Below are 12,940 nucleotides of genomic sequence, written 5' to 3'. Positions count from 1 at the left end.
TTGGTTCTCCCTACCAGAGTGGCCAAAGCAAGGCCGTCAGGGCACTCAGCCCAACCACCCCCCACAAGCTGCGTCGCAGGCGCTGCAACACCGGCTCAACCTGATAACGGACAATGAGCCGATGCTGAGCCAGCTCCTCTTCCGATTTGACGTACATTGCCCCGTCGTACCAGCCGCTTTCTTCGTAAGGGATCCGCGGCTGCACCAAGCGCCGCCGCACGTGGGCCCAGCCCAAGTAGAGGTGGAGCAGCACTAGGCCCAGCAAGGCATTGGCTCCCAGGATCCATGCCAAGGTGAAGTGGCCCCAATCCCCGACAAAGCTGCCCCACACCAGTGGCAAAATTCCCACCGCAACCGCTCCCCACACGCCCAGGAGCCGCCGTAAGTAGGGGAGCCAGGCCAGTGTTGGCCAGCGAAAAAGAAAAGCTTCCCTTAGCTCCGCATATTGCCGCAGAGGCTGCTGCTCAGCAGGAATGGGATGGGAAGGATTCGTCATAGGGCCTTAACATATCTACACAACATGATATTAGTTGGCCTGACGCCCGCCAAGCCCAGCCTAGCTGCGGTTCAAATGCAGGGGAGAGGGGTATCGTATTAGAGTGGGGTTGCCTTATCTCCTCTCCTACCATGAGCGTCCCAGGCGAACCTGCCGCTGCTCCCTACCTGATTCTCAGAGAGCCGGACGGCAGCCAGAGGAAGTACGTTCTTGCTGGAGCCACAGCTTGGACGCTGGGCCGCGATGAGGGCAACGCCATTGTCCTCAACGATCCCAGTGTCTCCCGCCAGCACGCCCTGCTGCAGTACTTGGATGACAACAGCATCTATCTCATCGATCTGGGCAGCCGCAACGGCTCGTTTGTTAACAATCGCCGCATCAGCATTCCCACGCTGCTGCAAGACGGGGATCGCCTTACTCTTGGCCAATCCCAGCTTGAGTTTCACAGCGGATCCCTGACTAGCCCAGAGCCCGGCTCTGCCGGCAGGCCCTCGGACACCCTGGTGCTGCAGACCCGCTGGCTCATCTCAGTGGCCGTGGTTGACGTACGCGGTTACGGACAACTGACCCAACAACTGGACGAGCGGCTGCTTTCCCAGGTGATGGGCGACTGGTTCCGGCGCGGCGGCGACATCATCCAGCAACAGGGAGGCAGCGTTGATAAGTACATTGGCGACGCCATCATGGCCGTCTGGTTCCATACACCCCATGCGGATCCCTTGCCAGCCGACCAGGCGGAGATCGAGCTTGACGTGAAGTCAGTTCTGCAGGCCCTGGTGAAGCTGTTCCAGATGACCGAACAACTGAATAGCGAGTTTCCCCTGCCCTCTCCCCTGCGCCTGGGAGCAGGCGTCAACACTGGCCCAGCCATCGTGCGCCAGGTAGGCAACACCACTCGCCAGGAGTACACGGCTCTGGGCGACACCGTCAACCTGGCCTTTCGCCTCGAAAGCGCCACCCGCACCCTCAACACTGACCTGGCCATCAGCCAGAGCACCTACGCCTACTTGACCCGACAACTAGGTCAGTCAGCCACTTGCTTCTCCCAGCAGGTGGTGGAGCTCAAAGGGTATGCCCGCCCGCACCAGGTGTACTGCTGCGATGTCCGCTCTCTGCAAGCAGTTCTCAGTCAAATCCCAAGCTCGGAGTAACTGCCGGCCTGGGGATGGCTGGCAGGGGGTACTAGGGTCCTCCCAGAGGTTCAGTTGGCTAGGGCTGCTTCCGGAAGCTTTTTACCTCCAAGACTGGGCCCACCTGCGCTGTTGTTACCCAATCTTCCCTCACCTGCCCCTGAATGGTAACCTGCAATCCCTCCTGCAGGAGCTCTTTGGGGGCGCGGAAGAGGGCGTAGTGCTGACCTGAAGGGAGCGTCAGCACCCACACCCCCCCCTCAATGTCGAGAAACTCAATGGTACCCCTGAATTCTTGCATCACTTCCTCAGAGCTAGGACGGTGCTGCTGGGCTGCAAATCCAAGATGGCTTGTGCTCCCAAGTAGGCCAGGCCCAGGCAGAGCAAGCCATTGAGGAGCAAGAAGGAGCGCCCCAACCAAGCAGAGGATCCAAGCCATAGTACCCCCTCATAGAACAGGGATCCCGACAGGAGCAGATGGGAAGCCACCCCCAGGCAGAGGCCGATGGCCGCCCAGCGCCAGCGCCGATGGCCCAGGAGGAGCACCATCAACAGGCCAGGGATCAACACGCTGGCAAACAAGGGATCTAGGGCAGTGGTTGGGGCTAAGGCGGTGCCTAGCTCTGGCAGGGAGCTGCCCAGCAGTTGCAAGGGCCAGCGGGGGAAACCCACAATGGCCAACCCTTGCAGGGGGAAGAGGCCAGCGCTGCCCAGGAGGATTCCGGCCAACAGGGGCACTGTCACCGGTACGGGCTTGGGAGCCAGCCACCAGCGAATGAGCACCAGGAGGATGTAGCCACCTACCACCATCAGCAGCTTGGGCACCAGGGCAATTGCGCCCCCATCAAACCAGAAGCGAGGGTTGAGGTAGCCGTTGTCGTTTAGGTACTTCAGGAAGTCCTTCAGCCACAGCACCAAGGGGTTTTCCTCCTGCTGACCCCTGGCTCGGGCCAAGGCTCTGGCTGCGTCCAGCAGACCGGCGCCATAGAAGTTCTGTTTGTCGCCAGGTACTGGGGCAGCTGACATCTTGAGGATGGCCTCCACCTTGTCCGGATCCTTGATGCCCTGAGCCTGGATCAGCGCCGCCACGCCAGCCACGTGGGGGGCAGCCATGCTGGTGCCTTGGAAGTAGGCGAAGACCGGCTCGTCGGGGTTGCGGCGGTTGATGGTCTGCTGCAGGATGCCGTACTCCGGGTGCTCGGGCGTCTTGGCCCCACCAGGAGCAGCAATATCCACGCCCACCCCATAGTTGGAGTAGGGAGCTTTGGTGCCATCAGGCCCCGTGGCTGAGACGGCGATGACATGGGGATAGCGGGCTGGGTAGCTTACCTGGCTGGAGTTTTCGTTGCCAGCAGCTGCAACTACGGTCACTCCCTTGCTGTGGGCGTAAGCTACCGCCTCTTCCATCAGGCGAGCTGAGGCGCGACTGCCCAAGCTGAGGTTGATGACGGTAGCGCCATGGTCGACGGCATAGCGGATCCCTTCCACCACGTCCGACAGGGATCCAAAGCCGTTGGCATCCAGCACCCGCACGGGCATGATCTTGGCCTTGAAGGCAACACCTGCCACGCCCAGGGCGTTGTTGGTGGACTGGGCAAGGGTGCCAGCCACATGGGTGCCGTGGCCGTTGAGGTCGGTGGGATCCTCATCGTCATCTACGAAGTCGTAGCCCTTCACAAATTCGGTCTGGGCCAGATCCGGCACCCGCGTCACCCCCGTGTCCACGACTGCCACCGTCACCCCTTCCCCTTGAGAAATCTCCCAGGCTTCGGGCATGCGGATGGCCCGTAGGTTCCACTGCTGGGAGTAAAGGGGATCGTTGGGCACGAAAGCGGCCTGGAATTGGTAGTTGGGGTGGGCATACTCAACGAGGGCTTCCCGCTGAAGCCGCTGGAGCAGCCGCCGGGTGGCCCTGGGATGAGTCGCCTCCCCAGTGGCTAGGTAAATAACCTCTTGGCGGGCAAAGGCACTGTTGCTGCTGGGTCGCAGCGTCAAGTTGTACTCTTTGGCAAGGGCAGCGATCTCACTGGGAGTAGCCGTGTTAACAAAGTTGATCACAATGCTGTCGTAGGGAGTGGATCCCTGGCCGCAGGCCGTGAGGAGTAGCGCCATCAGGCCGGCCCAGCAGAGACCCAACCAGCGTCTGAACTTCATCATGCACGCCCCCGGCATCCAAAATTGTTGCCACCAGTATGCCCTCTCGATGGGCAATTGACCAGAAAAGACTCTGCTGCCAACCCTTCCCGCAGCTACCTGGAAAACCCAGAAAGAACTCCCTCTGGCCAAATGTTGGCTTCCAGGGCATGATGGATCTGTAAGAACTTGAAACACTTCTTAACATCAGTTTTCAGGATTGGGTCTTTAAAGAGGGAGTAGCATGAGCATCCAGTGGCAAAGGGTACTTTGCTTTGGAGTGAGTCTTTGCCTAGGGCTGTGGATTTGGGTAGGCGGGGGATCTCCCCTGTGGGCGCAGCCTGCCCTGCCAGTAGTGCCGATGGAGTTGCCTCAGCCGCCTGTTCCGGTTTTGGACTTGGCGGATCAGTTGAGCAGCAAGGAGGAAGCCGAACTGGCCGAGCACCTGAGCCGGCTGGAGGAAGAAACTGGCTGGAAGCTGCGGGTGTTGACCCAGTTTGACCAAACCCCGGGCCGCCAGGTGAAGGAGTACTGGGGCCTAAACGAGCGCAGCGTTTTGATGGTGGCGGATCCCCGGGGGGGCAACCTGCTGGCCTTCAACGTGGGGGATGCGGTGCGGGAGATCTTGCCGCGCACCTTTTGGATCGAGCTGCAGTCTCGCTTTGGCAACCAGTTCTATGTGCAGGAACATGGCGCCCACCGCGCCATTCTAGAGGCCGTTGAGGTTCTGGATCGCTGTTTTCGCCAAGGCGGTTGCCGGGTAGTGCCCGGGCTGCCGCAGGAGCAGTGGATCCTGACGTTGATTACCTCTATCTTGGGTGGGATTGTCTTTGGGTTTGCCGGCAAACCCCGCCAGGGAGAGGAGGTGTTTAACTGGCGCTGGGCTTTGCTCATCTCTCCCTTGTGGTTCATTTTGTTTGGGGCCTTCGGCCTTGGCCCAGTGGTTGCTCGCACCCGAGATTGGCTGCCAGTGGTGCGCAATATCTTGGGCTTTCTGGCCGGAGCTTTGGCTATTTACCTAGCTCCCATTCCCCAGCCGGCAGAGGATCGGCAGTAGCTCCCTTGCCCCTCTCGGCTGTCAGCTCAATCCCCTGCCTGCTGCCCCCTAGCAACAAACTGGCAGGCGGGGACAACTTGCAAGGGAGGTGCTAGTATAATCCAGGTAGAACGGGCTGATGTAGCTCAGTTGGTAGAGCACTCGACTTGTAATCGAGCGGTCGTCAGTTCGAATCTGACCATCAGCTCTTTACTCGGGTTTGCTTGGCCATTGTCCCTAGCGGGGATCCAGCTTCTCCGGGCTCGGTTAGAGTGGCTGGAGGGGGATCCCCACTCTCAACTTGGCTGAGGAGAGAGGGATCCCTACCCAAGGCATCTGCTAGGCCTTTGGGTGGTTTTTGTGGTCTCGGGATGTCTATGTCGCGTCTGCCAGCCGCTACGGTTCGTCGACTGCAAAAGCTGCCCCAGATTCCTTCCGTGTGGGAAGGGGATCGCCACAGCCTGCCAAGCTCGCCAGTTGCTAGCTCCCAGCCTTTCCCCGGCGAAGGGGAATGCATTCTCTGGGTGGACGGCGTTCAGGGTGTGGTGCGAGCTATGGAGGTGGTGCCTGCTGGCTCTGGCATGGAGCCAATGGTGCGGGCCTTGATCGCGGCCATGGAGCGGCCCAATGCGGGCTTGCCAGCCCGTCCCCAGAAAATCGTCGTGCGCAACCGGGAGGTGCAGTTTTTCCTGCGCGGCATTCTGCACGAGCTGGACATCAAAGTGGAATACCAGCCGGAACTGCCGCTCATCGATGAGATCCTACAAAGCTTTGCCGAGGCTCAGGAGCAGATCCCCCCACCTTTGCCAGAAAACTACGCAGAACTCTTGGCTAGCAAAGCCTTTACCCTCTGGCAGGATGCCCCCTGGGAGTACCTTGAGGATCACCACATTCTAGCCATCGAGCTGCATCAGTGGGACGTCGAAACTCTCTACGTCTCAATCATGGGACGGGCAGGAATGGAGTATGGGGTGATTTTTTACCGCTCCCTGCCCTCCCTCAAACAGTTTCGCCAGCAGGCCAGGCAAGCGGACCCTGATGAGATGGAGGAAGTCTTCCTGAGGCAGGACTGTCTCTACCTGACTTTTCAACCCCGCCATCCCGAACTGGAAGACTGGCCAAACTTGGACTTGGCAGAGTTGGATCCCGAGGACATCGAGCCGAACTTCGGCACCATCCACCCGCTGGAGGGCTTGCGCGGTGTTTTACAGGAAGAGGAGGCAGCAACCTTGGCCGTGGCCTTGGAGGCCTTGCATTGCTTCTTGAAGCAGTACCGCCGCAAGCTGGAAAAGGGCTTTCAACCTTGTCAGGGGCAGTATTGCGTTCCCAATCCCCAAGGGGAAGCCCTGTCGGTGCAGGTGCGCACCCTGCCTGAGTTGGCGGCAGAGCTGCTGGCATTAGAGGAAGAGAAACCCACCCAAGCTCTGCTCCGAGAGGATCTGTTGCCTGAGGGAGCGCAGCTTGGCCTGGGACTGCTGCCTTGGGCCACAGTGGAGGTGTTGCGCCGTGCAGGGCAAGTGCATCCTCTCCCTCAGAGCAAACTGGTGCAGAAGGGGGAGGGGCTGCCGGTGGTGATTGTGCGCACCTCTCGCTCTAAGGCCAAGCAACTGATTGAAAACCTGCGCGGCGAGGGGGGCCCCCAAGGGGTTTGTTTCAATACGGGAGTGGATCCCTTCGATGGCCATCGCTACGAGCTAGAAATTGTCCAGACGGGTAACCGCGACCTGCACTTGTTTGGCGAATTTCCCAAAGACGACCCCGTGCACTCAAGGGCTCGCAGGCGCTGGGAGCGGCGTTGCCGCGATACGGGGGGCTGCTGCGGGTTGGTCATCGCGATGGGGGCAAATTCCCACCAGCTAGAGCTGCCGGTGCACCATATTTTGGCCCTGTTTGAGATGCAGGCCCTCAGTCCCAAGCGGCTAGGGCTGGGTCCCTTGGTGCGCGTCAGCCGACACTTGCACTTTTGAGCCGCTCAAAAATGCTGGAAGGCCTGCTGGCGGCTGAGGATCTGGCCGTTGTCTAGCCGCACCGTCCCCTGCGGATCCCAGCCGGTGACTTCGCCAATCCAGGCTGCCCCTGGCAGCTTTTCCAAGAGGTACTGGGCTACAGAGGGCTCAGCGCTAAGGAGCAGCTGAAAGTCTTCCCCGCCGTAGAGGGCCCACTCTAGGGCCTGGGCCGGAAAGACCTGCTGCAAAGCCTCTGAAATCGGGATCCGCTCCGCCTCGATCCTCGCTGCCACCCCGCTAGCCTGACACACCTGCACTAGGGCATCGGCTAGGCCATCGCTGGTGTCCATGCCGGCAAGGCGCATGGGGTCAGGGATCGCTGCCAACAGCGGCAACAGATCCAGCCGCGGTTGTGGGTATTGGTGGGCCCTAATTAACTGCTGCTGGGCTGCCGGGACTATAGATCCCTGCTCAGGGTGAAGCAAGAGCTCCAGGCCAGCCCGCGCATCCCCATGGGGCCCAGTTACGATGAGCCAATCGCCCGGCTGCGCCCGCTTGCGCTCAATGGCCCGCCCTGGCTGCACCGATCCCAGCGCCGTAATGGCCACAAACCGCTGGGGCGAGCGGCACAGATCCCCTCCCACCACTTGGCATCCCCAGGGGGCGCAGCATGCCTGGATTCCCTGGTAGAGCTCCTCCACCCAGGCCACTGGTGTGGAGGGCGGCAGGCCCAGGCCTACGAGCAACGAGTGGGGACGGGATCCCATTGCCGCCAAGTCCGACAAATTGGCAGTTGCCGCGCGCCAGCCCACGGCATGGGGTGGGGTGGTCAAGTTGCTAAAGTGAACTCCCTCCACCAAGACATCGGTGGTTACCACCAACTGTCCTTGGGGAACAGCCAACACTGCGGCATCATCCCCCACCACCTGCTCAGGACAGTAGCGTTGCACCACCTGCAGTAGACCTGCCTCGCCAATGGCTGAGATCGGGAGAAGCTGGTGAGAATCCTCGGGAGGATCAGACAACAGAGGAGGCTTCTGGGGATGCACGTGGGCGGAAGGGTCTTGAGGATCCTACTCTGCTAACCTACGGGTAGCTAGCCTCACCTTAACCAAGAGGTATCCCCTAGCTTTTGGAACCCATTTCGGCAGCTTGGAGTAAAGCCCTGGCCCGTTGCTGATCCAACTGAGCCTGCAGGCGCTCCTGCTTGTCACTGCTAGTGTTCAAAACTTGGTTGGCCTTCTCCAAAAGAGCTTGAGCTGCAGCCTTGTCGACTTGTTCTCCTCGCTCGGCCCGGTTGACTAGAACCGTTACCTCGTTGTTTTCCACTTCTGCAAAGCCACCCATCACGGCAATGGCCGACCACTTGCCACCGGCCTTGACCCGCATCACGCCGTTGCCGATGGCTGTCAACAGGGGAGCGTGATTGGTCAGGATACCCAGCTGGCCTGAGGTGGCAGGGAGGATCACTTCCTCGGCAGGGGCATCCCAAACAACGCGGTCAGGAGTAATCACGCGAACCACCAGCGTCACGGCAAGTCTCCTGAAGCTTGAGCTTGGCTGTTTTTATCCTACCGGATGGCGGTTGCACCCAGCTCTGCCCGTTTCCAAGCCGAGGGCAAGACTTAACCCAAGCATAACCTCCTCTTTACTTCAGCGGGAAAGGCAAGCGATATGGTGTAGTCGAGAACACGGATCCTTGGTTCCAAGGCCGACTCTTGTTCTCCCTTAGCAGGGGAAAGGCCGCCCGCTGAACCCAAGTTTGCTCCAGCAGAGCTAGCTCATGACGCCTGAAACGACGCCCAGCCAGTATGTCAAACGGGAGCGTCAGCTCCTAGAAGACCTCTACCGAGGCCGCAGCCTATCTTCCTACAGCCCTCGCCAAATCATTCCTCTGCCGCCCGAAGAGTGGGTGATTGTCTGCCGAGGCATAGTGCAGTTGAGTACTGTCCATGCCAACGGGAGCGAGGCCATTTTGGGCTTTGCCGTTCCCTCCATGCCGCTGGGATCCCCGCTGACAAAGTTGGATCCCTACCAAGCTAAGGCGTTGACGGCAGTTGACGTGCTGCGGCTGTCGGCAGCCGAGGTGGAAGCCTCAGAAACCCTGAGCCAGGGGCTGCTCAAGCAGTTGGTGCGGCGACTACGCCAAACCGAAGCGCTGCTGGCTCTGGCCGGGCGGCGGCGAGTGGAGGATCGGCTGCGTCAGTTGCTCTCCCTGTTGGCCGTGGAGTTGGGATCCCCCATTGCGACAGGAGTACGCCTGCAGGTGCGCCTTACGCACCAAGACTTGGCCAATGCCATCGGCACTACCCGCGTCACCATCACTCGTCTTTTGAACCGTTTCCGCCAGCAGGGCTGGATCACAGTGGACAAAAACCACCATCTCATCATCAAGCTGGCCCAAACGCCGCTCTGAAAGACTCATACAACCTCGGGCAAAAGCGGACTTTTGCTCGCGGTTGATGCTTTCTTCCTACTTCCACGACCCATAGCTAGTAGCAGGCTCAACACCTACTACCCCGCCAGAGGGATCTCCACAGGCGTCACTTCCCCTCGAGCTGACGGTAGTTGCTCCTTACCCTTAGAGGGCACACCGGCTAAAGACGGAGCCAACTTTAGCCTAGGCCAAGTGCCTACCAGAAAAGATGTACTTGCAAGCCTACTAGCTCAGCCCATCTACGTCAAGGCAGGCAGGAGGTTGGTTATGCCGCAAAGTGGCCGATTGTACGGACTCCGTCCCGCTTACGCGAACGGTGAATCAAGGACTAGAGGAGAGCCCTGATGGCTTTAAGCCTGGCGTTGGAGCTGTTGGAGAAGCCAGTTGGCGGCCGCCGTGTTGGTTTCGTTGGCCAAGCGTTCCAGAGTCTGCTCAAGCAGGGCTATCGGCAGGCCCGCTAGCACCTGCGACTGGGCAATGGCCCGGTAGCGTCCATCCTCGGCCAAGGCAAAGGCAAAAACACGCCGCCCTTTGACATCGATGACCCAGTACTCAGGAATGCCCAGGCTGGCGTAGAGCTGCTTTTGCTCGTCTAGGTCAAGGCTGAGGGTGGTGTCGGCAATTTCGCCCACCAGGTCGGGAGGCCTTTGGAAACGCAAGTCAATCCGCCGCGGCTCGCCGGCTTGGTATCTGGGGATGTTTTCTCCCTTGTAGAGCACTAGGTCGGGGGCGCAGGCGTGGGTTTCTGGGTACTCAATCAGGCAGCGACCGTAGGACTGCAGCGGCACGTCCGGGTGCAGAAAGGCCCAGGCGAAAAAGATTGCCGTCATCAAATCGCTGACGGAGGCGTGCTCTGGCCCTTCCTTGCCCATGCTGACCCACAACCAGCCCTGGTAAAAAGAAATCTTCTGCCAGTCCAGGGTGGGATGGTTGCAAATGGTCAAGTAGTCCTGCCAGGTGGCGTCGTGCCGCTCAAGGATGGAAGGGGTAGCCGGCTTTGAGGCAAGAACCATTGCTCTTCCCTCAGGGGGTGGGGGAACTTTCCCTCAAGCCTATCACCCGTCCTCGCGAAGAGGCAGGCTAGGGACGGCCAGAAGCCTCAGAAGTCTAGGCCGGCAGCGGGGCTTTGCGCCAAGCCTGGGGCTGTCGGAACTTGTACAGATCCCGGATTAGCTGCACCCAGCCATCGGCCATGGACTCCACCAAAAGTTTGCCTTTCTCGGGCGTGGCAGCGGTGGCATCCCCCAGGACGCCGCTCTGGCTGAGATCGCGAGTTGTCCAAGCAAAAGAGATTCGCCCTTCCAGGCTGAGCAGACTGTCTGCCGGCAAATCTTGGGGGTACTCGCAGACTAGGCGGTCGGTGCGCACCGTCTCGGGCAACAGGTACATCAGCATGCTGGTCTCGCCGTCGCCAGCGTGGATGCCCAATTCCCGTTCTTTTTCTGTCATCAGCTCCTGCCCTTGGTGGGGAACGCGCCAGACGGAGATGGGGAAAAGAAGGAAATCTTCGTACTTCTGGTGTAGGTCGCGGGCCACAATCTGCAGCACCTCAGGTTGGCCGCCGTGGGAGTTGAGGAAGACCAGCTTGCGAAATCCAGCCCGGTAGATGCTTTCGGCTACTTCGGTGAGCAAGGCCATCAGGGTCTGGGCCGAGAGGGTGATGGTGCCTGGGAAATGCCAGTGCTCGTTGGCCTTGCCATAGCACTGGGTGGGCAGAACGTAAGCCGGGATCTCCGGCTCCAGTTTTTCCATGGCTCGCCCGATGATTGCCGTGCCGATGCAGGCATCCACCACCAGGGGCAAATGGGGCCCATGCTGCTCGATCGAGGCTACTGGCTGGATGATCACCACATTCTCTTTGTTGGGCATGGCCTGGATCTCTGTCCAGGTCAGGTAGGGGAAAAAGCGGTGGGGCGGGATAAAGGTGTGCATCATGGCGGGATCCGGTTGCAAGGAGTTTAAGCCTTGCCTGCAAGGCTAGCACCGTGGGCAATCCCTGGATCTGAGAAGGCATCTCTTAAGAACAGGTGGTGGTTGTTCTTATTAGGCAAAAGCCAGCCATCCCATGACCCTGTGGCCCTGTTTGCCTGCCCGCTGTGGCTTTGGTGGGGATCCCTCCCTTGGGGGACGTCCTCTGCCTGCTGGAAGGGGGGAAGAAGGGAGTGTCCCCACCTTGCCCCGCCCCATCCTAGCCCTGCCAGGGCCGCAGGCCACTCTCTATGGGGAGCTGATTCAGGCTTCTCTCCACCGTCTTGAGGCGGGATCTCGAGCCCTGCTCTGGGTGCGACCCCTGCTGCTTAGGGAGGGATCCCAAGTTTGGAAGCTGCGGGCCACGCCGGACTTGCTCTGGCCTGCTGCCGGTTTTGTTCCAGCCTACGCCGAGGAGATCCTGCCCCTGCTGGAGCAGGCTAGAGATCCTGGCCCCCATGAGCCCTCTGCGCGCCAGCGGCTCCAGGGGTTTCTGCGGCAGCTCTGGCAAGGCTAGGCTTTTTAGGAATCGCCAACGGACTGGCCACCAGCCAGCTCCTGCAGAGCCGATTCCAACCGCGCCAGCGCCTCGTCAATTTCCGCAGGAGTGACGATCAAAGGGGGCACAAAGCGCACCACCTGGGATCCTGCTGGCACCAGCAACAGCCCTTGCTCCATGGCAGCCCTGACCACCTCAGCCGCCGGGATCCGCATCACCAGCCCCTGGATCAGGCCCCAGCCGCGTACCTCTTGAACAAGCTGTGGGAACTGCTCTGCCAAGCAAGACAAACCCTGGCGCAGATAGCTGCCCGTCTGCTGAGCATTCCAAACCAGGCTCTCCGCCATCAGGGTGCGGCAGACCGCTAGGCCAACCGCACAGGCCAAGGGGTTGCCGCCAAAGGTGCTGGCGTGATCCCCTGGCTGGAACACCGCGCAAAAGTCCTTCGCCAACAGGGCACCAATGGGGATCCCGCCGGCCAGGCCTTTGGCCAGAGTAAACACGTCCGGCTCCACCCCCAGGTTGCAGTAGCCCCAGAGCCGGCCGGTGCGGCCCATCCCTACCTGCACCTCGTCCAACATCAGCAGGATGCCCCGCTCGCTGCAAACCCGGCGCAGCCACTGAAAGTAGGCGGGATCCCCAGGGACAACCCCCCCCTCCCCCTGCAGCGGCTCCAGCAGCACGGCACACACCCGCTCGCCCCAGCGCTCCAGCACTGCCGCTGTGCCCTCGATATCGTTGTAGGGGACGTAGTCGAAGCCAGGCACTAGCGGCGCAAAGTCTTTTTGGTATTTCGGCTGGCCGGTGGCCGTGAGGGCAGCCAGGGTGCGGCCGTGGAAACTGCCGTGGGCGGTGAGGAGGATGGGATCCTCGATCCCGCGCACCGTGTGGGCATACTTGCGGGCCAACTTGATGGCACCTTCAACGGCTTCTGCCCCCGAGTTACAGAAAAACACCTTGTCAGCACAGGAGTGCTGGGTCAGCCACTGGGCCAGTTGCGCCTGGGGGCGGTTGTAGTAGAGGTTGGAGACATGGTGCAACTGCTGCGCCTGCTGCGTCAGCGCCTGGATCCAGGCAGGATGGGCATGGCCCAGCGTGCAGGTGGCAATGCCTGCCACAAAATCCAGGTACTCCCGCCCCTCTTCGTCCCAGACCCGGCAGCCTTCCCCGCGCACTAGGGTCAGGGGATAGCGAGCATAGGTGGACATCACATGCCGCTCAAACAGCTCGGCAGCGGTTGCAGGGCTTGGGAGAGTGTCAGGGGGAGAGAAGCCTGGCGGGGACATGCTCGGCAG

The 12,940-nt window shown here is 60.6% G+C and carries 13 protein-coding genes and 1 tRNA gene; 6 read left to right on the top strand and 8 right to left on the bottom strand.

Features of this window, described 5'->3' with window-relative positions; all coding sequences use genetic code 11:
• Positions 1–10 precede the first annotated feature (10 nt).
• Positions 11–496, bottom strand: coding sequence for a CGLD27 family protein (locus NW814_RS03935; protein WP_414405280.1), 486 nt, complete (start codon positions 494–496; stop codon positions 11–13).
• 131 nt (positions 497–627) lie between these two features.
• Between NW814_RS03935 and NW814_RS03930 the strand changes: the two genes are divergently transcribed.
• The gene (locus NW814_RS03930; RefSeq protein ID WP_414394900.1) at positions 628–1,647 is read left to right on the top strand and encodes an FHA domain-containing protein; all 1,020 of its coding nucleotides are present in this window, start codon (positions 628–630) and stop codon (positions 1,645–1,647) included.
• A 58-nt stretch (positions 1,648–1,705) separates the two neighbouring features.
• Here NW814_RS03930 and NW814_RS03925 read toward each other — a convergent pair whose 3' ends face one another.
• Positions 1,706–1,927 carry a hypothetical protein gene (locus tag NW814_RS03925; RefSeq protein ID WP_414394901.1) on the bottom strand — a complete coding sequence of 74 codons (222 nt, stop codon included), beginning with the start codon at positions 1,925–1,927 and terminating at the stop codon, positions 1,706–1,708.
• Complete coding sequence (locus NW814_RS03920; protein ID WP_414405279.1) at positions 1,927–3,783, bottom strand: DUF5942 domain-containing protein; 1,857 nt, start codon at positions 3,781–3,783, stop codon at positions 1,927–1,929. The genes NW814_RS03925 and NW814_RS03920 overlap by 1 nt, the downstream gene beginning before the upstream one ends.
• A gap of 337 nt (positions 3,784–4,120) precedes the next feature.
• Between NW814_RS03920 and NW814_RS03915 the strand changes: the two genes are divergently transcribed.
• From NW814_RS03915 to NW814_RS03905, 3 genes are all read left to right on the top strand, one after another.
• Positions 4,121–4,816, top strand: coding sequence for a TPM domain-containing protein (locus NW814_RS03915; RefSeq protein WP_414395147.1), 696 nt, complete (start codon positions 4,121–4,123; stop codon positions 4,814–4,816).
• 114 nt (positions 4,817–4,930) lie between these two features.
• Positions 4,931–5,003 (top strand) — tRNA-Thr (locus NW814_RS03910).
• A gap of 169 nt (positions 5,004–5,172) precedes the next feature.
• A complete protein-coding gene (locus tag NW814_RS03905; protein ID WP_414405278.1) occupies positions 5,173–6,762 on the top strand; it encodes a DUF6930 domain-containing protein in 1,590 nt (529 codons plus the stop codon).
• Between the two features lie 5 nt (positions 6,763–6,767).
• Here NW814_RS03905 and thiL read toward each other — a convergent pair whose 3' ends face one another.
• Positions 6,768–7,766, bottom strand: a complete 999-nt coding sequence (thiL, locus tag NW814_RS03900) for a thiamine-phosphate kinase (RefSeq protein ID WP_414405277.1) — start codon at positions 7,764–7,766, stop codon at positions 6,768–6,770.
• Between the two features lie 100 nt (positions 7,767–7,866).
• Positions 7,867–8,274, bottom strand: a complete 408-nt coding sequence (gene atpC, locus NW814_RS03895; RefSeq protein WP_414394905.1) for an ATP synthase F1 subunit epsilon — start codon at positions 8,272–8,274, stop codon at positions 7,867–7,869.
• Positions 8,275–8,524: 250 nt separating this feature from the next.
• On the opposite strand from atpC, the gene NW814_RS03890 reads away from it, so the two are divergent.
• Positions 8,525–9,157, top strand: a complete 633-nt coding sequence (locus NW814_RS03890) for a Crp/Fnr family transcriptional regulator (protein WP_414405276.1) — start codon at positions 8,525–8,527, stop codon at positions 9,155–9,157.
• Positions 9,158–9,528: 371 nt separating this feature from the next.
• On the opposite strand, the gene NW814_RS03885 is transcribed toward NW814_RS03890, so the two are convergent.
• Positions 9,529–10,191: a Uma2 family endonuclease gene (locus tag NW814_RS03885; RefSeq protein WP_414405275.1), complete on the bottom strand. Its 663-nt coding sequence runs from the start codon at positions 10,189–10,191 to the stop codon at positions 9,529–9,531.
• Positions 10,192–10,285: 94 nt separating this feature from the next.
• Entirely contained in the window at positions 10,286–11,110 is an 825-nt protein-coding gene (locus tag NW814_RS03880; protein ID WP_414405308.1) for a creatininase family protein, read from the bottom strand.
• Positions 11,111–11,243: 133 nt separating this feature from the next.
• Here NW814_RS03880 and NW814_RS03875 point away from each other — a divergent pair, with 133 nt between their 5' ends.
• Positions 11,244–11,663 carry a hypothetical protein gene (locus NW814_RS03875; protein WP_414405274.1) on the top strand — a complete coding sequence of 140 codons (420 nt, stop codon included), beginning with the start codon at positions 11,244–11,246 and terminating at the stop codon, positions 11,661–11,663.
• A gap of 5 nt (positions 11,664–11,668) precedes the next feature.
• Here the strand turns inward: NW814_RS03875 and NW814_RS03870 are convergent, their stop codons facing one another.
• A complete protein-coding gene (locus NW814_RS03870; RefSeq protein ID WP_414405273.1) occupies positions 11,669–12,931 on the bottom strand; it encodes an aspartate aminotransferase family protein in 1,263 nt (420 codons plus the stop codon).
• Positions 12,932–12,940: the final 9 nt, after the last annotated feature.

Origin of the sequence: Synechococcus sp. R65.1 (assembly GCF_047461755.1) — a bacterium.
Lineage (GTDB): Bacteria > Cyanobacteriota > Cyanobacteriia > Thermostichales > Thermostichaceae > Thermostichus.
The sequence above is the reverse complement of the archived record's forward strand: the minus strand, read 5'-3'. Positions and strand labels throughout refer to the sequence as shown.

Coding starts and splice junctions, on each gene's coding strand:
- NW814_RS03885 (WP_414405275.1), bottom strand. CDS start 10,191: ATGGTTCTTGCCTCAAAGCCGGCTACCCCTTCCATCCTTGAGCGGCAC.
- NW814_RS03890 (WP_414405276.1), top strand. CDS start 8,525: ATGACGCCTGAAACGACGCCCAGCCAGTATGTCAAACGGGAGCGTCAG.
- NW814_RS03875 (WP_414405274.1), top strand. CDS start 11,244: ATGACCCTGTGGCCCTGTTTGCCTGCCCGCTGTGGCTTTGGTGGGGAT.
- NW814_RS03880 (WP_414405308.1), bottom strand. CDS start 11,110: ATGCACACCTTTATCCCGCCCCACCGCTTTTTCCCCTACCTGACCTGG.
- NW814_RS03930 (WP_414394900.1), top strand. CDS start 628: ATGAGCGTCCCAGGCGAACCTGCCGCTGCTCCCTACCTGATTCTCAGA.
- NW814_RS03905 (WP_414405278.1), top strand. CDS start 5,173: ATGTCGCGTCTGCCAGCCGCTACGGTTCGTCGACTGCAAAAGCTGCCC.
- NW814_RS03920 (WP_414405279.1), bottom strand. CDS start 3,783: ATGATGAAGTTCAGACGCTGGTTGGGTCTCTGCTGGGCCGGCCTGATG.
- NW814_RS03915 (WP_414395147.1), top strand. CDS start 4,121: ATGGAGTTGCCTCAGCCGCCTGTTCCGGTTTTGGACTTGGCGGATCAG.
- NW814_RS03925 (WP_414394901.1), bottom strand. CDS start 1,927: ATGCAAGAATTCAGGGGTACCATTGAGTTTCTCGACATTGAGGGGGGG.
- NW814_RS03870 (WP_414405273.1), bottom strand. CDS start 12,931: ATGTCCCCGCCAGGCTTCTCTCCCCCTGACACTCTCCCAAGCCCTGCA.
- NW814_RS03935 (WP_414405280.1), bottom strand. CDS start 496: ATGACGAATCCTTCCCATCCCATTCCTGCTGAGCAGCAGCCTCTGCGG.